The following is a 17,255-nucleotide window of genomic DNA, read 5'->3' on the forward strand; positions in this document are numbered from 1 at the left end:
ACACGTTCAAGTCCAGGCTTTAGAAACTGCTTTTTGTCAATGCCGCCTCCGACTCGAGTCTGTCGACCAATTTTTCCAACTTTTCAATCGGCACTTCTGTGCTTTCTGAAACATGTTTCAAATCTTGATAGGAAATTTGGCCTCGTGAGCTACGGATGAGATTACTTCTTTCTTCGTCACGCAACAAAACTTGGACGACATCTGGCCTTGAATAATGGCCCAATCCGTCAAACACAACTTTCGCTGCTTTAATCTCGTTTGCATCGCAATCGGCGTAGACAATCGTGTCGTCGTTATACACAGGTCCAGCGATGTATTCACCAAATGGGTTGACCACAGCGGCGCCACCTACAGCCCAACTGAAGTCCATCTCCGGGCTGTCGATAAAGTGCTTATATTCAGGTTCAAAATCTTGTTGTCTTAACAAACCGGCTACGCTGATCACAAAGCTTCCAGACTCAAACGCATATTCTCGGATGGCGAACTGTAAGTCGCAAGGATCTCCAGGTTCTGTGGTCGCTGTAAACAGTCGACCCGTTCTCTTACCATTGCTGTTCTTTCGCCCAAACGTCCAAGTTCCAGGCCAGTTCGCGATGTGGAACTCCTCACCCATCAACATCTGGGCTGCTCTCACCAATATCGTGTGGTGCTCCCAGCAAATCAGCATGCCGATTCGTCCGATATCGGTTTGATACACTTTGAGATCACTGCCATCCCCCAGCCCATGGTAAAGGCGCTCATTGAAGGTTGGCATTAATTTACGATGCCGTCCGAGTATTGAACCGTCCGGACCAAACAGGATTTGCGTGTTGTATAGCGTGCGTGCGCCGTCCGTGTCATCTATCTCGTTAACTCCCATCACACAATAGACCCCGGCATCCTTGCATGCTCTTCCAATGATGTCCGTGTCTTCACTGGGTATGGCCACGGAGTTACTTTGAAGCGCCACGTTCCACTCGTACCATTCATCGATTTGGGTCGCGTAGCCCGCTTTATAGTATGCAGGAAAGACGGGGATGTAAGTTTCGGAGAACGCAACCAACTTCGCACCGTTTGCCCCTGCTTCTTTAATTCGTTGGCAGGCAATTTCAATCGATTTTTCCTTGTTGAAAACAATTTGAGGTGCCTGTACTGCTGCTACACGTACCGTCCTGTGCCCACCAAATACTGATTTGTTCAACTTTTCATTCCGAAGTTTCGCCACGACAATCTCCTCCTTCAAAATGAAAAGATTACTTTGAATATTAAGTTACCGAGGGCACATTTGGAGATCAAGACCCTCCTTTTGTGTGTAAAAAGCCGTCTTCCCATGCATTCATAGAAAATTCAATTTTAAAGTTTAGTCGGTCAATTGTTGCTGCCCGCTGCTCTATGCCTTCACTACGAACCGCACCTAAAGACACACCGGCGACACGTGGACAAGCGCCATCTACCAGTCTCGGACTCCTTCCCAAATGCTTATCCGCGGTTGTGTCCGGCCAATTCCCTTGTTCCACACCAAGTGTGGCGAGCAGACATTTCATGTCCAGCGTCACTTTCCAACTTTATCGCTCATCGCTGACGCAACGGGTTACGCACGGTCCTGACCTTGACGGTGATGCAAATACCATTGTTTGTACTCGTAGTACTTCCGCCTTGGAATTCCGAGCTGTCGACACGCTTTACTTACATTCCGCAAAATCTCTGCCAGTTCCAAGACGGTGTAACGTTCGTATGCACGGCGCTCCTCAGGTGTGACGGTGCGCGGCGGCGTGCACCGAACGGTAAATGGGCGCGAGTCCAGGTTTACGCAGTCCATAAACGGACAGTAGAAGCAAATCTCCATGTCAATACGCCCGCGCAGAGGGCACGTCACTTGGCCTCTGTGAACGAGATGCACTGTTCCCTTTCGCGTTCTCAACCTCGATAGGGGTGCGACTCTGTTCATATTTCCACCTTCGTTTCCTGGTCTGTTGCAGCTGAGACTTTCCTTCTGTACTCATTCTGTAACAATGAGCAACCAACCGACAGACGCAGAACAACTAGATTTCGAGACCCAAACGGACTAGTGCGTTTGGTCTATGGCCACACGTAAATCTCCTTGTGATACATAGATGCTGCCTTTTATATCCTATGCCCGCACGAGGTTCATCCGATGTTGGCGCAGGATCTCATGGTGCCTGTGATACCGATGTATTCGATGCACTGCCAGTTACGAAAAACCGATATACCTCGGAAAATGAAAGAGGGAACCATACCTCGATGTGGCGAGGCGGATCCCTGGGTTAAGTCTGATGTGGTGGTGTAATTTCAGCGAGCTTCGTCTGACGAGAAAGCCATCGAATGCAATCTACTAAAATGATGAACAATTAGTGGAACGAGGCACATCGATGGCTTCTATGGATAAGATCGCAATTTTGAAGTTTATCCGCAAGATCGGATTGGATGGGGATGTCGATTTTCTTCGTGAGGGACTGAAACTCCTAACCCAAGCCATCATGGGAGCTGAAGTCAGCGAATTGGTTGGTGCCGAGCGATTTGAACCGCTCAAAGGAGAGGCAAAACTACAGAAACGGATACCATTCTCAGGGAATAGAATACGAAAGTAGGCACCATTGAACTACAGATCCCCAAGTTTCGTAAAGTCAGTCTCAAGTTTGCTCGAGCCACACCGCCGAGCCGAAACGACACTGTTGTATGTGGCTCAAGAGGCATATGTCCATACGGTGAGCACCCGCAATTGTTGATGATTACGTCGAATCCCTGGGCATTGGGAGTATCAGTATGAGTGAAGTTTCCCGCATCTGTAAGGAACTTGACGACGTGGTCCAGACATTCAAAGACTGTCCGTTGGAGGGAGAGTATCCTTACGTTTGGCTGGATGCCACCTTTCCAAAACGTGTCACCTTAGGTACTCCGCTTCCCACTTTTCTTGTTTCTCAACAGGACTTATGTGAGAAACATCTTCATATCCGTATTTAATCTTCATTGCACCTGTACTTTCCAATATATACGTTAAGTGTGTCCATGTTTCTTGTTCTTGAGTTTTGAATTCGATTAATAACTCACTAAAGCACGTATATAACTTGTTTTCCAGTTCATCGAATAAGTCTTCGTCGAAATGAAACTTCTCAGTAATATCGAGATGATAAACAGGCCTCTCGTACCCAACTGGGTAATAATAAAAGAATACCTTGCGATACCCTTCCCTAATTTCAGCATATAGATATACTTTGTTCCAATCTTCCGGAATCATTTCAAAGGTTCGCTTCCGTTGAGTGAAACCCTGGCGCACCTATAATCAGCCCTTTCCCTGAACTGAGCGAACCGTTAGAGTAGAGGTAAACCAGCGTTTGTGCTGCGGGAGGGGCCGATGACATGAAGATTACCGTGACAGACAGCGCGCTCGAGTGGTTTCGGCAAGAACTCGGTCTCACGTCTGGAGATACACTCCGCTTGTATGCGAAGTACGGTGGAACGTCGCGATTTCACCCTGGATTTTCAGTCGGGATTACTGTCGAGAAACCCTCGCAGGTCGCTGCATCCGTGGAGCGAGACGGGATTACCTTTTTCATCCGCGAATCTGACGTGTGGTTTTTCAATGAGTGCAATCTAAACGTCGACTACGACAAAGAACAGGACGAAGTGGTATACGACATCGCGTGACGTATGTTCGGGCAGATGACAGACAGTTACAAGCAACGCGGCAGGGGCTTCCTCTTGCCGCGTTTCGCATGTAGGATGCTTTCCGTTCGCTGAAGGGTAACTTGTGACGTCGTCTGAGTTCCTCCAGAACACCATCTTCTCAGACATTCCCCATGGCGAAACAAGGCCCGTTCTACTCGTCCCCCCCTGCGAATAGGCTCTAGTGGGCTGGTGGACGCATCCTCACAGTTTCACTGCGCGCCCATGTCCACATTTCCCACCTCGAGGTGCATCCCTATGAAGTTACCCATCATCGGCATCACGGGTTATCACGTGGCCCCGGAAGAGGGGTACGGTGGAACGTTCCGAGGCGTTGCCGGCCAGGGATTTCACGTGCTCGGACACGATTACATCCACGCGGTCGGCAGAGCTGGTGGCGTGGCGGTGGGGATTCCGGTTCAGGCCATGACGACTTGCGAGGCCATTCTGGATGCGGTCGACGGACTCATTTTCAGCGGTGGAGAAGACATTGATCCCGCGCTCTACGGCCAGCACCCAGACGAACGATTGTGGACGGTGCAACCGGAACGAGACCGGTTTGAGCTGGTTCTGCTCACAGCAGCGCTGCGAAGACAGATGCCCGTATTGGCCATCTGCCGCGGGTTGCAACTGTTGAACGTGTTGTTTGGGGGATCGCTGTACAAGGACAACGCGGATAGACCAACGGACGAACCCAAGATCACCCACCAGTTCAACCGCGTCCCCCGCTGGTACCCCATGCACCGGGTACGGCTGAGATCTCGCGCGTTGCAACAGTTGTACGGCGCGGAGGAAATCCAGACCAACAGTTACCACCACCAATCCGTGAACAACGTCGGCCAAGGCCTGGTCGTCTCTGCGGTGGCGGAGGACGGCATGGTGGAGGGACTGGAGCATCCGGATTACCCGAACCTACTCGCAGTCCAGTGGCATCCCGAGATGATGGCCGTGCACGACACAAGTGGCCTGATTCCATTTCAATGGCTTGTGAACACCATTACCGCTGAGAGCGCGAAAAAGGCGAGGTGAACTAGGGTGACACTGGATATCGACCGATTCAACTACAACTGGATAGGCGGGCAAAAAGTACAGTTGCCCGAGACCCTCGACGTACGCAATCCTGCGGATTCGTCGGTGGTCGGGCGCGTCCCGAACGCAGGCGCTGATGAAACGGCACAAGCCGTGGATGCGGCTCACAGTGCATTTGGCACGTGGTCCCGCATGATCCCCGTCGAGCGTGCCCAGTTTCTGCACGCATGGGCCGACAATGTGTTGCAAAGAAAGGACGAACTCGCCCAGCTCCTGTCACTGGAGCAAGGCAAGCCTGTGTCGGAAGCGGCAGGCGAGCTTGCTGCTTCTGTCGAGTTTTTGCGCTGGTACGCCGAGGAGGGGCGCCGCGTCTACGGGGAGGTCATTCCACCGTCGCGGGTCGGGCAGCGCATGCTCGTATTGCGTCAACCTGTGGGCGTGGTTGGGCTTATCACACCGTGGAATTTTCCTGCAGCCATGGTGCTGCGCAAAATGTCTCCGGCGCTTGCGGCGGGGTGTACGGTGGTGCTGAAGCCGGCGAAACAAACGCCGCTCATCGCCATCGCCCTGGTGGAATGTCTCGTGGAAACAGGCATCTCAGCTGGAGTGGTCAACCTTGTCACGGGCGATGCGGCCCCCATCAGCGACACACTGCTCGCCCATCCGAGCGTCCGCAAGATTTCCTTCACGGGCTCCACCGAGGTTGGCAAAAGTGTCATGCGCCGTGCCGCAGACACGGTGAAAAAGCTCTCGCTCGAGCTTGGCGGCAACGCCCCTGCCATTGTCTTTCCAGACGCAGACCTCGACCAGGCTGCTGCAGCCATCCTCGACAACAAGTTTGAGAACTGCGGCCAGGTCTGCAACGGCATCAATGTGGTCTACGCGCACCAGGCCGTTGCGGATTCGCTGGTCCAGCGGCTGGCAGAGGGAGCGAAGCGAATGGTGGTTGGTCCTGGCACAACGCCGGGCGTGCAGATGGGCCCACTCATTGACGAGAACGCACTGAACAAGGTGGCATCGCTGGTATCCGACGCGGTGGCCAAGGGAGCGGTGGTTCACACAGGTGGACACCGACTGACAGCGTACCGCGGCGGTTCCTTCTACGCCCCCACCGTCCTGTCTGGCGTGACCCGGGCTATGGCCATCGCGCACGAGGAAGTGTTTGGTCCGGTCTGCCCCGTGTTGACGTTCACCTCCGAAGCGGAGGTGTTGCACAGCAGCAACGACACCCCGTACGGTCTCGCCGCGTACGTCTTCACGCGCGACATCGGCAGAGTGTACCGCGTAGCAGAAGGCTTGGAGGTCGGCATGGTGGCGGTCAACGGCACGTCCCTCAGTTTCCCACAGGCGCCGTTTGGCGGCATCAAGGAAAGTGGGCAGGGACGAGAAGGCGGGCATCACGGTATCGAGGACTACCTCGAAACCAAGTTTGTCTCCTTGACGCTTACGGAAGGAGAGGAAGAGTCATGAAAGAGGCGCTGGTGGGCCCCATCTCACGGGAACAGTTGCAGACGGCCATGGAAGTCGGCGACATCGACACCGTCGTCGTCGCCATTTGCGACATGCAAGGCCGTTTGATGGGCAAGCGGCTGACCGCAGACTTTTGCCTGCGCGGTGGGTTGGATCATGGAACGCACTTCTGTCAGTACCTGCTCGGCACCGACATGGAGATGAACACGCCGGACGGCTACGCCTTGATGCACTGGGAAACCGGCTACGGAGACTGGCTGGCCAAGCCGGATTGGTCCACGCTGCGCGTTCTTCCGTGGTATGAGAAGACAGCCGTGGTGCTGGCCAATCCATACGACGACGAGACGGACAGCCCGGTTCCCGTGGCGCCGCGCAACATCCTGCAGCGCCAATTGGGTCGCGTGGATGGCCTCGGTTATCGCCCCATGATGGCGAGCGAACTGGAATTCTACCTGTTTCGGCAAAGCTTCGAGGACGTCGCGGCGCACGGTTTCGAGCCCTCCGCCATCCGTCCCGCTGGCCACTACAACGAAGACTACAACCTCTTGCAAGGATGGCGAAATGAGTCGGTGTACCGCCTCATCCGGAACCACATGGTGAAAGCCGGCATTCCAGTGGAGTCGTCGAAGGGGGAAGCTGCTGTTGGACAGCACGAGATCAATTTCACCTACACCGACGCGTTGCCCGCAGCCGACCAGCACGTGCTGTTTAAGCACGGCACCAAAGAGATCTGCATGCAAGAGGGCGTCGCTGTGACGTTTATGGCAAAGCCGCACCACGCGTGGACCGGGTCCAGTGGGCATCTGCACATCAGCCTGTGGGATTTAGATGGGCATTGCAACCTGTTTTACGATCCGGACGGCTCCCCCTACGGCATGTCCGCCCTGATGCAATCCTTCCTGGCTGGGTTGCTCGCGAACATCCGCGCGTTTTCTCTCTTTGTCGCCTCCAATGTGAATTCGTACAAACGGTACGCACTGGGCAGTTGGGCGCCTGTGAACGCCGTATGGAGTCGGGATAACCGCACCGCCGGATTTCGCATTGTCGGACGCGGGCAGAGCCTGCGCATTGAATGCCGCATCCCGGGGGCCGATGTCAACCCCTACCTGGCGTATTCCGCACTGCTCGCCGCAGGTCTCCATGGCGTGGAAAGTGGCTTGCGCCTTCCAGACGAGTTTAAAGGAAACGCCTATGCGAGCGGACACGCCGCGCGGGTCCCACACTCGCTGTACGAAGCGATGCAGACGTGGCGTGAGAGCGACGTGGTCCGACAGTCGTTTGGCGATACGGTGACAGACCATTACTACCACATGGCGCTCGTGGAGCAACAGGCATACGACGCTGTGGTCACGGATTGGGAGCGATCGCGGTACTTTGAACAGGGTTGATGGAGGGTCTACCGGTACAGTCAGCGAGTGCCAACCACAAGACAGGAGGGACATTGGGATGAGACTGCAGGACAAAGTCTGTGTCATTACGGGCGCGGGCAGCGGCATGGGACGCACTGCCGCCCACCTGTTTGCAAAAGAAGGCGCCAGAGTCGCGGTGTTTGAGGTCAACGAATCCGCTGCGAAAGAAACCGTAGCATCCGTGCTGGAGTCCGGCGGCGTCGCGAGTTGCCACGTGTGCAACGTCGCCGACGAGGGCAGCGTGAAGCGCGCGGTTGCAGAGACCATCCAGCAGTACGGGCGAATAGACGTGTTGTACAACAACGCCGGGATCATGCCAGAGGCGGACCATTCGGTCATCGACACGCCGGTGGAAGTCTGGGACCAGGTGATGAACATCAATGCGCGAGGCATCTTCCTCATGTGCAAGCACGTCATCCCGCACATGGTGAGCCAAGGAAAAGGGGCCATCATCAACATCGCGTCGTTCGTTGCGTTCATGGGCTGCACAGTTCCGCAGGACGCGTACACCGCCTCCAAAGGCGCCGTGGTCTCGCTAACCCGGAGTCTGGCGGTGCAGTTCCGGCCTAAAGGCATCCGCACCAACGCCATCTGCCCCGGTCCCATTGAAACGCCGCTGATGACCGAATGGTTGCTGAACGACGAGGCAGCGCGCACCATCCGGCTCAGCCGCCAACCGAGCGGGCGCTTTGGAAAGCCCGAAGACATCGTGCATGCGGCCATCTACCTCGCTTCCGACGAGTCCGACTGGACCAACGGTGCGATGCTCCACATCGACGGCGGCATTACGGTGAACTACTTCTAATGGTTGCATAGTGGGTGAAGTTGCTTGTGCCCCGCCCTACGCTGGCTATCCATTTGATTGTCAGACGAAAGGAGGCATCTACATTTGACTGCGTTCGGCATCTTGCTGCTCGTCGTGACACTGCTTCTGGCCGTTGGCATTGGCACGTTGGCCAACCGCAACGTCCGGTCTTTCGACGAGTCGGCCCACGAAAACTTTGTGGGCAGTGCGTCACAACGCTTGTGAACGGACACATTCTGGATGGAAGGAAGTGAGGATGTTGGACAAAAACGCGCAGCTGACGAGTGACAAACAGCTTCTGAACAAATTTGGCTACGCACAGGAGCTCCTGCGGGACATGGGCGGGTTCTCGAATTTCGCCATCTCGTTTTCCATCATTTCCATCCTCACCGGCGCCGTGTCGCTGTACGGGTACGGCCTGCAGTTCGGCGGGCCAGGCATCATGGGCTTCGGCTGGCCCCTCGTCGCGTTCTTCGTGTTGCTCATTGCCGCGTCCCTGGCAGAACTCGCATCTGCCATTCCGACCGCAGGCGCGCTCTACCACTGGGCCGCCATTCTCGGTGGCAGGCGTTGGGGGTGGTACACCGCGTGGATCAACCTGATTGGCCAAATCGGCATTGTGGCCGGCATCGACTACTCCTGTGCGCTCTTTGCCGATCCGCTCCTCGCCCCCCTCTTTGGCTACACCTCCAACCTGACGACGACGCTCATTGTGTTTGGCGTCATTCTCGTGCTTCACGGCATTTTCAATCATATCGGCATTCGCGTCGTCGCTCGGCTCAACGACTTCTCTGCCTGGTACCACATCGCCGTGGTCCTGGTGTTGGTGGTGAGCCTGGCGTTCTTCACCAAGAACCACCTGCAGCCCTTCAGCTATCTGTACCACGTGGGTCAGACGTTTTCCGGAAAGCCCTATTGGTTGGCATTTATGATTGGACTGCTCCAGGCCCAGTGGACGTTCACCGGATACGACGCGTCTGCGCACACCATTGAAGAGACCGTCAACCCGCGCGTCCGCGCGCCTTGGGGTATTTTCAACTCCGTTGCCTATTCATTTGTCTTCGGCTTCATCATGTTGGCCTTTGTGACGCTGTCCATGCACGACGTGTCCGGCGCCGCGAGTGCATCCAACGGGTTTATTTTCGTCATCAGCCAGGCGCTCGGGGGAACGTTTGGCACGGTCGTATTGTGGTTGGTGACGTTTGCCATGTGGTTCTGTGGCCTGTCATCCATCACGTCGTTCTCGCGCATGATGTACGCCTTCTCGCGCGACAAAGGCATGCCGGGAAGCAGGCACTGGGCGCAAATCAGTAAGAAGTACCGCACGCCCGCCAAGGCCATCTGGCTCGTGGTGGCACTATCCTTTCTGTTTGCGCTGGTCGACTACGTCATCAAGCAGGTCAATCCGAATGCCACATATACGACCATCGCGTTCCTGACGGCCATCAGCGTGATTGGCCTGTACATCGCGTACGGCATCCCGGTCTACCTCAAGCTCCGCGCACAAGCGCAAGGGCGTTTCCTGCCAAAACACCTCGGACCGTGGCACCTCGGACGGTGGAGCAAGTGGATAAACGCCATCAGCTTGCTCTGGATTGTGTTCATCTGCATCATCATGATGATTCCGCCGAACCAAATGGCGCTCTATGCGGTGGTGGTGCTGCTCATCCTGCTCTTGGTGATGGACTTCGGCTATTACCACCGACATTTTGAGGGGCCGCAGGCCGCGTTGAAAGTCTCCATGGAAGAGATCCGGCGGCGCGAGGCGGAGTTGCAGTGAGGGTCTCGACGTCAAAAAGGGGCCGTCCCACCGCCATCAATTGACGGGCGCAGGGGGACGTCCCCTTCATGCATTGTTCAACGCTGTGACTGATGCACAAACGGAAGTGAAGCGGCTCCAATAACTCCAGCCTTGGTACCGAGTTGTGCTGCACAAAGACGGATCTTCGTCGGCGTCGGGTGGAACCGATTCGCGGCCAACGCCTCTCGCAACGAGCGGAACATGGGCTCCCCGATTTGCGACAGACCGCCACCGATGACAATCACCTCGGGATCGAACAGATTCACGAGGTTGACCAGCCCAATGCCAAGATAGCGGAAGGCGGCATCCAGAATGGACTGCGCCCTTGCTTCGCCGGTTGCGGCGAGTGCTGCCACTTCTTTCGCAGTCATATCGCGCCCAAAAGCTTCCCTCGCGTTGCGTTGAATGGCCGTTCCCGATGCTAACGCTTCCAAGCACCCTCGGTTGCCGCACGTACACAGGGGTCCATCGGGCTGGATGATGGTGTGTCCAATCTCCCCAAAGCTCCCCGTGGCTCCTTGTCGTACACGACCATCCACCACCAACCCGGCACCAATCCCCGTGCTCACGGTGACGTACACCATGTTCTTCGCACCCGCTCCTGCCCCGTAGCGATGCTCCGCGACGGCCGCAGCGTTCGCGTCGTTGTCCAGGTACACCGGCAGTGAAACGTCGTTCTGAATGATTTCGGGCAAACGGATGCCATCCCATCCCGGTAAATTCGGGGGACCCAGAATCGTTCCTGTGTGCGGGTTCAAGGGGCCGGGTGCGCCAATCCCGATGCCCAATACATCGTCCCTCGACACGTGCTGAAACATAGCGAGGATGGTGTCTTTGATGCGACGAATCACAGACTCCGGCCCCTCCACTCCCAACGTCGGAACCTCAATCGACTGCATGAGCGTGCCGGTTTCGTCCATGATCCCCGTGCAAATTTTCGTACCACCTACGTCAACGCCGATGCTGTACACCGTGTTCCTCCTTTCGGAACGTGGCGGTTTCGTGGCGGCTCTCTTGAATCTGAAAACCTTCCATATCGTTGTGCCACTTGTCTATCCTCATCATAGTCGGTGTGTGATGTTTTTGACCAGATTTTTGATCTCCAAATCCATCATCGAACTTTTGACCAGTACAATCGTATTTTCATCCATCAGCCCGTGTAACAGGTGCTCAATGTCCACAATCTCATAACAGCGATACACGTTCTGCTCCTTCATCCCGAGGCGCAGCGCATGTTTAGCAAAGTCTTTCGCAATCGAACCCCGCGTAATGAGCACATCGACGTTTTGCTCGACCAATTGCTGGCTAATCTGCGCATACTGTTCATCGGCAAACTCACCAAGGGACGCCATTCTGCCCAAGACGGCAATTTTTTTCCGACCTTCTGCCAGATCGTCTAGCACTTTCAATGCAGCACGCATCGACGTTGGATTGGAACTCCAGGAATCGTCAATTACGACGCTGCCGTTGATGCCCGACAGCACATTCACATGGCCCGGCAGATACTGAAAAGAGCGCAGCCGCTCTCCGGCTTCCTCTATACCGAGACCAAGCATATAGGCGGTGGCGATGGCCGCCAGTGCATTATAGACACTGTGCTGGCCGTACCCAGGCACAAACAGGTGATGGTTCATATGCTGGTACCGCAAAGTAAAGGCCATACCGCGATTTTCGGTCCGCACGTGTGTTGCCTGGAAATCCGCCCCGTCACCCAAGCCAAAAGTAAGCAGCTTGCCATGAAAAGGTGTAAAATCAATCTTCTTGATGTTTGGGTCGTCCGTATTGAGCAGAAGTGTCCCTGCATATCCCAGCCCCGGCAGCATCTCTCCCTTGGCCTGAATGTACTCGTCATGGGAGGCAAATGCATTCAAATGATCGATGCCGATATTTGTGATCACGCCAATCGTTGGCCGAAAGAACAGACAGCTGTCCAATAAATCGCCTTTCTTTGCGACCCCTGTTTCGAAGACAGCCACGTTGGTGTCATCGTCAATCCCAAGCAAATAGTCCAAATTAAAGTCAGACGCATTTTTGCTGCGCAAGGTGGCCTGCACCTGATACTTCTGCGACAAAATATGAGCCACCATTTCCTTGGTGGTGGTCTTGCCGCAAGTACCCGTGATGGCAATCACCGGAATGGAGAACAGCGCGCGGTAATAGCGCACAAAGTTCCGGTACGCCTCTTCCACGTCTTTCACCCGTACCACCATGTGATGGCTACGGACCTTCGACCACGCGTTCGGATCTTCCGTGACAATGACACAACCGTCGTAAGGATTCAATCGCCAAGCCCTGACTCGCCGGAAGCGGTCAAACAATAACGTTTGATCCGCTTTTACGTCGATGGGATGGTCCACCACGTGCCGAATGTATGTGGGGGCTGTCCCTTGGACGCTCTTGCCGTCAATGTTCGTGAGGACTTCTTGAAAACGGAGCCGCTTCATTCGATGGATCCCCCCCAACCCCTTCATAAACTTACGTCGTGCTATCTTATTGTTCAGGGAGGATTTACGGCAACAGCCACTTGCACCAGGCAAGTGGCCTATTGAGTGCCGCCCACGGCATGGGGGCTAATGTCTCACTTTGGATTGACAAGACTGGTTAAAATCAAAAGGAATGACTTGAACATATGGCGGCGGAGACAGCTGAGCATGAAGATCCTTCGTAAAGGGAACGTCAATCTTCTCGCTGGCATTGTTTTCTTCCTTCTTCAGCGTGTGCACCACAATGTGACCAATCTGCCGTCCAAGTTTCAAACCGTCTTCAAGATCGATTGGAAAATGTACGCCTGCATATAACCGGGAAAGCGCAGCCTCTTCTGCCAGTGCTTTTAATCGAGAAGATTCGGAAGGGAAAAAGTAACTTAAGATCACTTCCGCACATCCGGCAACGGAAGCATGTCCGGCTACGTAAGTTGGGAAACGTGGTGTACACAGGATGGTGGTTAAATCGTGATCCAGTTGATTCGGTCGAGCGACATTATACCGGAATTTTACATACCAGGTGACGACAGTTGCGTCGTTAATCCCGGAATGCACCGCCTTTAAGATCCGCCCGGCCATTGGAGGTGTTACGCCATACGTGTCAATCAGGCGGTCAATGATAGGCGTCCACTGCTTGGTCGGCGCACCTGCCCCCCAATACTTGGCTATTTGGATTTGTTCATCTGTAATGTTCTCCAAGGTTTCTTGAACCACTTTCAGTTCCTGATTCCATTTGATATGATTTGGATTCTGGATGTCTAAATCGAATGTTTTCCCATTGCGGTCCTTCAATTGTCCATCTGCATTGAGTTGGATGTACTCTGTCGACCAAGATCCGGCTAACGGGTCCACGGGATTCGATGGTGGTTTGTCTTCCCCTGCATAGGGAAGATCGGTCCAACGCTTATATTTCCCCAATGTAAAGTTCCTCCTCAAGCTATAGTTGGTTTTCTTATACACAATTCGAAATGGAGACGAACTGTTACTGACAAACCACATTGATAGTTTGAGAATGGGGAAACATATCGCATGTCGAACCAAATTCGTCACCGCTGCGCTATGGTTTGAGCGATTTGCAAATCGCTGGTTTGCCGATGTTTTGTATGCTGTTCGGCCAAAAATGCGGCATACTGAATTGAATTTCGGACGACATCAAGCTCTAAATAAAGGCTTGGAGGCGGACCGGGCTTCCAATTCACTTCATAGATCCAGGCCTTTCGCATAGAATCAATCCCAACGTCAATCCCCAGCTCGTCGAAACACTCATCGTACACTTCATCCAGGTGGGCGGCCAGTTGAAGGCCGAACTGCTCTAGGTAACACTGCATATTGTAAGCTTCTTCCTCAAATTCGTTTCTCAGAAAAGTGCCCAAATGGCCAGTATATCCCCCACTGCTTAGATTGGACGTTATGTTTCCGAAACAGGCTATACGATAGTAAACTGAGGTAATCACCCATCTCCCAGTACCGTCTTTCTGTACATGGATACGAAAATCGTAAGGTTGTCCCGACCTCGTCATGCACGTGATGTACTTTTGTACGAGTACAGGTTCTTGCAGATACTTTTCTTGTACGAGTTCAAGCATATCGTCGAATGTACAGTTTGTCGTTTCATCGTTGTTCTCGACAATTTGAAACCGATTGACGCCCAAGCGCTCAATCACAATAATTCCGTGACCTTGCGCACCCCACAGCGGTTTTAAAACCACTTTGTCATGCTTGTCAATAAAGGAAGACAAGTCATCTTTGACGTTTTCGAGTTCTCTGGTTGGAATCAGATATTGTCTGAATGCTCCCGCTTTGTAGAGTCGTTCGTACACGGACATTTTGTCTCCGATAGGATGACTCGTGAAAGGAATACATCTGCGGAGTTCTGCAATAACAGACCACATTTTTTCACTGCGGGTTGCTTCGTTGTGTATGACGTCCGGAAACCGAACAGTGGTTTCCGACCAATTTCCATTTTGGTACACCCAACCCGAAATATTTTTCTCATGTAGATGAACGCGCCCAGGCGTGAAATAAACAAAATCAATGCCTTCCGCTTTCGCCACCGAAGCGTACGCATAGGCACGTTTTACTTTACGTGGATCCGACCGATAATGAAGGTATCCAATCAATGTCATCGCACAATTCACCTCGTTAAGGGGTTACATGAAATTGAATCAACCCGGCTGCTGTTTGGGCGGATTTTTCCGCTTCTAGCTCGGAGTCAGCGGACGCCAACACATACGCGTATCGATGTCCCATGGATGTTGGAGGATTGAGAATTGCACCAATTCGTGGCTTCACGCGAACCTCTTCCACGCCCACACAGCGGGATGCCTGCTGTTTGCCGGTGACCCTCTGCAAAACCCCCCCTTGGGATACAGTGACGAACTGGGTAAAAACGTAGCGTTCACATGTGCGTTCCAGATTCGGTTTTTGACCCATTTGTGACTTCAACGTTTGCTCTACGAGATTGATTCCGAACGCAATTTGAATCATGCGGTTCATTGCCGCACCAGAGATTCGAGGATTGACTTCGATAATTTTGCAGTGCCCGTCGACCAGCCTGAACTCGATGTGGAGAGCTCCAGTTCGCATGCCCGTCCTTTGCACCACGACGTCAACCATGTCTTCAATTTGGTTGTGGAGGTCGATGGGAACTATTGGGAGAACACGATATCCAGTCACAATGAAACGATGCTTTCCGCGCACAATCTGCTCAACAACGGCGACGATATGCGGCATCCCTTTGTGGACCAAAACCTCAACCAAATATTGTGGTCCCTCAAGGTACTCTTCTAAGAGGACTTTTTGTTCTGGATACCGTCTCTTAAGCCTTGTAATTTGTTCTTTTAGTTCCATGTGATTTGTTGCTAAAATCACGTCTTTCGATCCGGTAGACACGGGAGACTTTACAACAATTGGCATGCGTCCGATGAGAGTCGAGTCCACGGCGGACGAGTCATCGCACGTCCTAAAGAAGGAAGAGTACGGTGTGCCCTGTAGCAACTCCCTCATGCAAATTTTGTCAAGCATTTTCGCAATGGCCTCTGGAGTTTGGCTGGGCAGCCCACACTCTCGCCCTAGAAGTGCCGCCGTGTATACGTACGGGTCTATAAAACTTGAAATGGCAACAATCTCTTTTCCTTGACGTCTCAGAAATTTTAGTTTATTTAGAATTTCGTTCATGTCTTCAAGGTTTACCTGAATCATTTCGTGTACATCAGGGAATTCGGTGCGCTTCTCTAAAAAGGTTTCGCGATTCGTCAATAATACGGTATAGAATCCTAGACCTCCTGCAGCCACGATAGCGTCCCTACTTGATCCGGACTTATGTGAGCCAATGAAAACAATGCTCCTCATAACCATTCTCACCCCACTGGATAGGGTATGAGCATAAAATCCCACTTCTCATGGCACATGACTACGCCATTCGCCCGTTTCCGTGGTTGTTTCCCAAGCAACGCGGATATGCTTCGTGCTTCATGAAAAAATCGGGTTTATGGCCATGTCTGTTCGTCGTATTTGGCGACGCAGGATTGCTATACGAACTCGGTTTTTTGCTTTGAATCTTTTCAAAACTCAACATATGTCGCCGTATATTGGTCTACGCGTTATCGGCTTGACTTGTATATTTTGTGGAAGCACCACAATTCAAATAAGGAGGAATCATCGTTGGCTGATGCGAATATTGGATCATGCCCAAGCACTCCAGTAACACCCCCAATCACGGCAGGTACCATCGTGACAAAGGTGCCAGTCGTACTTGCTGAAGTCACCACACAAGTGAACACAGACTTCACGTTCACCGTCCCTGTACCAGTACTTGAAATCAAGACCATTGGCAAAAGGCTCAAGTTAACAGAATCGTTACTGGCACTTCCTACGAACAAATTGTTTTTGAAAGGGTTTGTGCGGAAAAACATTCAATTTGCTACGCCAACCACTTTTACGGGAACAACGGTTAGTTCCACCATCGATTCTCTGACGATTGACGTACCATTTAGCTGCGTGACCGATTTAACAGGTCAGTTCATCACTCCACCTGTTCAACCCAGACTGAACCAGCGGTCAGAGTTTGAATTCCTTGCTCCTTCTCAATCGTTGGCTTCTATGGGGGCGCCATTCGCCGCCAAGGATGTTTTGAGCATGGGTGACCTGTCGGAGTTTGATCAAGTCAGCCAGGAGTTCTTTAACGAATTGCCGTTCGTTGAACTCATTTCCGCGACGTTCACAGAATTTGATTTATCGATTGGCCGCACACCAGGTATGGTGACGGTTCCTACCCCTACTCCGACCGTCGCGCCGCCATTCGAAGAAGGTACTTTCACGATGATCGAGGAAAAGATGGTCATCGATATCACGCTGAAGGTACTACAGAACCAACAAATCCGTGTTACGTCCACTCCTTTCCCCACTCCTACTCCTGGCCCTGCATTTATTTAAAGGGGGAAACACTACGATCCAGGGTGCAACAAAGGCTCATTCCAATCATAGGAATGAGCCTTTGTTTACATGCGCATGAGTTCCTTTCATAATACGCAAAGATATTGACCGACTTTGAATTCGGGCTCAGGCAGAATATTGAAGAGAGAGGAAGAGCTCGA

General features: G+C 53.1%; 16 protein-coding genes and 1 pseudogene. 9 read left to right on the forward strand and 8 right to left on the reverse strand.

Translation table 11 applies throughout. From position 1 onward, the window contains the following. Positions 1 to 19 precede the first annotated feature (19 nt). Positions 20 to 1,204 carry a carbon-nitrogen hydrolase family protein gene (locus tag YWK_RS0108255; RefSeq protein WP_026964424.1) on the reverse strand — a complete coding sequence of 395 codons (1,185 nt, stop codon included), beginning with the start codon at positions 1,202 to 1,204 and terminating at the stop codon, positions 20 to 22. 366 nt (positions 1,205 to 1,570) lie between these two features. Further along, the gene (locus YWK_RS18970; protein ID WP_156909083.1) at positions 1,571 to 1,927 is read right to left on the reverse strand and encodes a hypothetical protein; all 357 of its coding nucleotides are present in this window, start codon (positions 1,925 to 1,927) and stop codon (positions 1,571 to 1,573) included. 442 nt (positions 1,928 to 2,369) lie between these two features. On the opposite strand from YWK_RS18970, the pseudogene YWK_RS22865 reads away from it, so the two are divergent. Beyond that, positions 2,370 to 2,877: pseudogene (locus tag YWK_RS22865) on the forward strand (transposase); the annotation flags it as partial. A gap of 4 nt (positions 2,878 to 2,881) precedes the next feature. On the opposite strand, the gene YWK_RS18980 reads toward YWK_RS22865, so the two are convergent. Continuing rightward, on the reverse strand, positions 2,882 to 3,235 hold the full coding sequence (locus YWK_RS18980) for an immunity protein YezG family protein (protein WP_035466442.1): 354 nt from the start codon (positions 3,233 to 3,235) through the stop codon (positions 2,882 to 2,884). Between the two features lie 122 nt (positions 3,236 to 3,357). On the opposite strand from YWK_RS18980, the gene YWK_RS0108280 reads away from it, so the two are divergent. The 7 genes from YWK_RS0108280 to YWK_RS0108310 all read left to right on the forward strand — a co-directional run bounded on the left by YWK_RS0108280 (position 3,358) and on the right by YWK_RS0108310 (position 10,156). Beyond that, positions 3,358 to 3,645 (forward strand): HesB/YadR/YfhF family protein, encoded by a 288-nt coding sequence (locus tag YWK_RS0108280; RefSeq protein ID WP_026964427.1) that lies wholly within the window; start codon positions 3,358 to 3,360, stop codon positions 3,643 to 3,645. A 276-nt stretch (positions 3,646 to 3,921) separates the two neighbouring features. After that, entirely contained in the window at positions 3,922 to 4,692 is a 771-nt protein-coding gene (locus YWK_RS0108285) for a gamma-glutamyl-gamma-aminobutyrate hydrolase family protein (RefSeq protein ID WP_026964428.1), read from the forward strand. Positions 4,693 to 4,698: 6 nt separating this feature from the next. After that, positions 4,699 to 6,162 carry an NAD-dependent succinate-semialdehyde dehydrogenase gene (locus tag YWK_RS0108290; RefSeq protein ID WP_026964429.1) on the forward strand — a complete coding sequence of 488 codons (1,464 nt, stop codon included), beginning with the start codon at positions 4,699 to 4,701 and terminating at the stop codon, positions 6,160 to 6,162. After that, on the forward strand, positions 6,159 to 7,550 hold the full coding sequence (locus tag YWK_RS0108295; protein WP_051375369.1) for a glutamine synthetase family protein: 1,392 nt from the start codon (positions 6,159 to 6,161) through the stop codon (positions 7,548 to 7,550). Before YWK_RS0108290 ends, YWK_RS0108295 begins: the two co-directional genes overlap by 4 nt. A 58-nt stretch (positions 7,551 to 7,608) precedes the next feature. Further along, positions 7,609 to 8,376, forward strand: a complete 768-nt coding sequence (locus YWK_RS0108300) for an SDR family NAD(P)-dependent oxidoreductase (RefSeq protein WP_026964431.1) — start codon at positions 7,609 to 7,611, stop codon at positions 8,374 to 8,376. A gap of 84 nt (positions 8,377 to 8,460) precedes the next feature. Continuing rightward, a complete protein-coding gene (locus YWK_RS22130) occupies positions 8,461 to 8,601 on the forward strand; it encodes a hypothetical protein (protein ID WP_169727154.1) in 141 nt (46 codons plus the stop codon). 31 nt (positions 8,602 to 8,632) lie between these two features. After that, on the forward strand, positions 8,633 to 10,156 hold the full coding sequence (locus YWK_RS0108310) for an amino acid permease (RefSeq protein WP_035466444.1): 1,524 nt from the start codon (positions 8,633 to 8,635) through the stop codon (positions 10,154 to 10,156). A 77-nt stretch (positions 10,157 to 10,233) separates the two neighbouring features. On the opposite strand, the gene YWK_RS0108315 is transcribed toward YWK_RS0108310, so the two are convergent. From YWK_RS0108315 to YWK_RS0108335, 5 genes are all read right to left on the reverse strand, one after another. Then, positions 10,234 to 11,148: an ROK family protein gene (locus tag YWK_RS0108315; RefSeq protein WP_026964433.1), complete on the reverse strand. Its 915-nt coding sequence runs from the start codon at positions 11,146 to 11,148 to the stop codon at positions 10,234 to 10,236. 90 nt (positions 11,149 to 11,238) lie between these two features. Further along, positions 11,239 to 12,621 (reverse strand): UDP-N-acetylmuramoyl-tripeptide--D-alanyl-D-alanine ligase, encoded by a 1,383-nt coding sequence (locus YWK_RS18985; protein ID WP_051375370.1) that lies wholly within the window; start codon positions 12,619 to 12,621, stop codon positions 11,239 to 11,241. A 126-nt stretch (positions 12,622 to 12,747) separates the two neighbouring features. Continuing rightward, positions 12,748 to 13,578 (reverse strand): vanadium-dependent haloperoxidase, encoded by an 831-nt coding sequence (locus YWK_RS18990; RefSeq protein WP_051375371.1) that lies wholly within the window; start codon positions 13,576 to 13,578, stop codon positions 12,748 to 12,750. Between the two features lie 128 nt (positions 13,579 to 13,706). Next, complete coding sequence (locus YWK_RS18995) at positions 13,707 to 14,786, reverse strand: YheC/YheD family endospore coat-associated protein (RefSeq protein WP_051375372.1); 1,080 nt, start codon at positions 14,784 to 14,786, stop codon at positions 13,707 to 13,709. Between the two features lie 16 nt (positions 14,787 to 14,802). Then, positions 14,803 to 15,954: an ATP-grasp domain-containing protein gene (locus YWK_RS0108335; protein WP_169727155.1), complete on the reverse strand. Its 1,152-nt coding sequence runs from the start codon at positions 15,952 to 15,954 to the stop codon at positions 14,803 to 14,805. 369 nt (positions 15,955 to 16,323) lie between these two features. Between YWK_RS0108335 and YWK_RS19000 the strand changes: the two genes are divergently transcribed. Further along, entirely contained in the window at positions 16,324 to 17,094 is a 771-nt protein-coding gene (locus YWK_RS19000; RefSeq protein WP_051375373.1) for a CsxC family protein, read from the forward strand. Positions 17,095 to 17,255 lie beyond the last annotated feature (161 nt).

This window comes from Alicyclobacillus pomorum DSM 14955, assembly GCF_000472905.1.
GTDB lineage: Bacteria > Bacillota > Bacilli > Alicyclobacillales > Alicyclobacillaceae > Alicyclobacillus_A > Alicyclobacillus_A pomorum.

What these genes read in the sequence shown, in the direction of transcription:
- YWK_RS18970 (WP_156909083.1), bottom strand. Translation starts at nt 1,927, where the DNA reads ATGAACAGAGTCGCACCCCTATCGAGGTTGAGAACGCGAAAGGGAACA.
- YWK_RS18980 (WP_035466442.1), bottom strand. Translation starts at nt 3,235, where the DNA reads ATGATTCCGGAAGATTGGAACAAAGTATATCTATATGCTGAAATTAGG.
- YWK_RS0108280 (WP_026964427.1), top strand. Translation starts at nt 3,358, where the DNA reads ATGAAGATTACCGTGACAGACAGCGCGCTCGAGTGGTTTCGGCAAGAA.
- YWK_RS0108285 (WP_026964428.1), top strand. Translation starts at nt 3,922, where the DNA reads ATGAAGTTACCCATCATCGGCATCACGGGTTATCACGTGGCCCCGGAA.
- YWK_RS0108295 (WP_051375369.1), top strand. Translation starts at nt 6,159, where the DNA reads ATGAAAGAGGCGCTGGTGGGCCCCATCTCACGGGAACAGTTGCAGACG.
- YWK_RS0108300 (WP_026964431.1), top strand. Translation starts at nt 7,609, where the DNA reads ATGAGACTGCAGGACAAAGTCTGTGTCATTACGGGCGCGGGCAGCGGC.
- YWK_RS0108310 (WP_035466444.1), top strand. Translation starts at nt 8,633, where the DNA reads ATGTTGGACAAAAACGCGCAGCTGACGAGTGACAAACAGCTTCTGAAC.
- YWK_RS18985 (WP_051375370.1), bottom strand. Translation starts at nt 12,621, where the DNA reads ATGAAGCGGCTCCGTTTTCAAGAAGTCCTCACGAACATTGACGGCAAG.
- YWK_RS18995 (WP_051375372.1), bottom strand. Translation starts at nt 14,786, where the DNA reads ATGACATTGATTGGATACCTTCATTATCGGTCGGATCCACGTAAAGTA.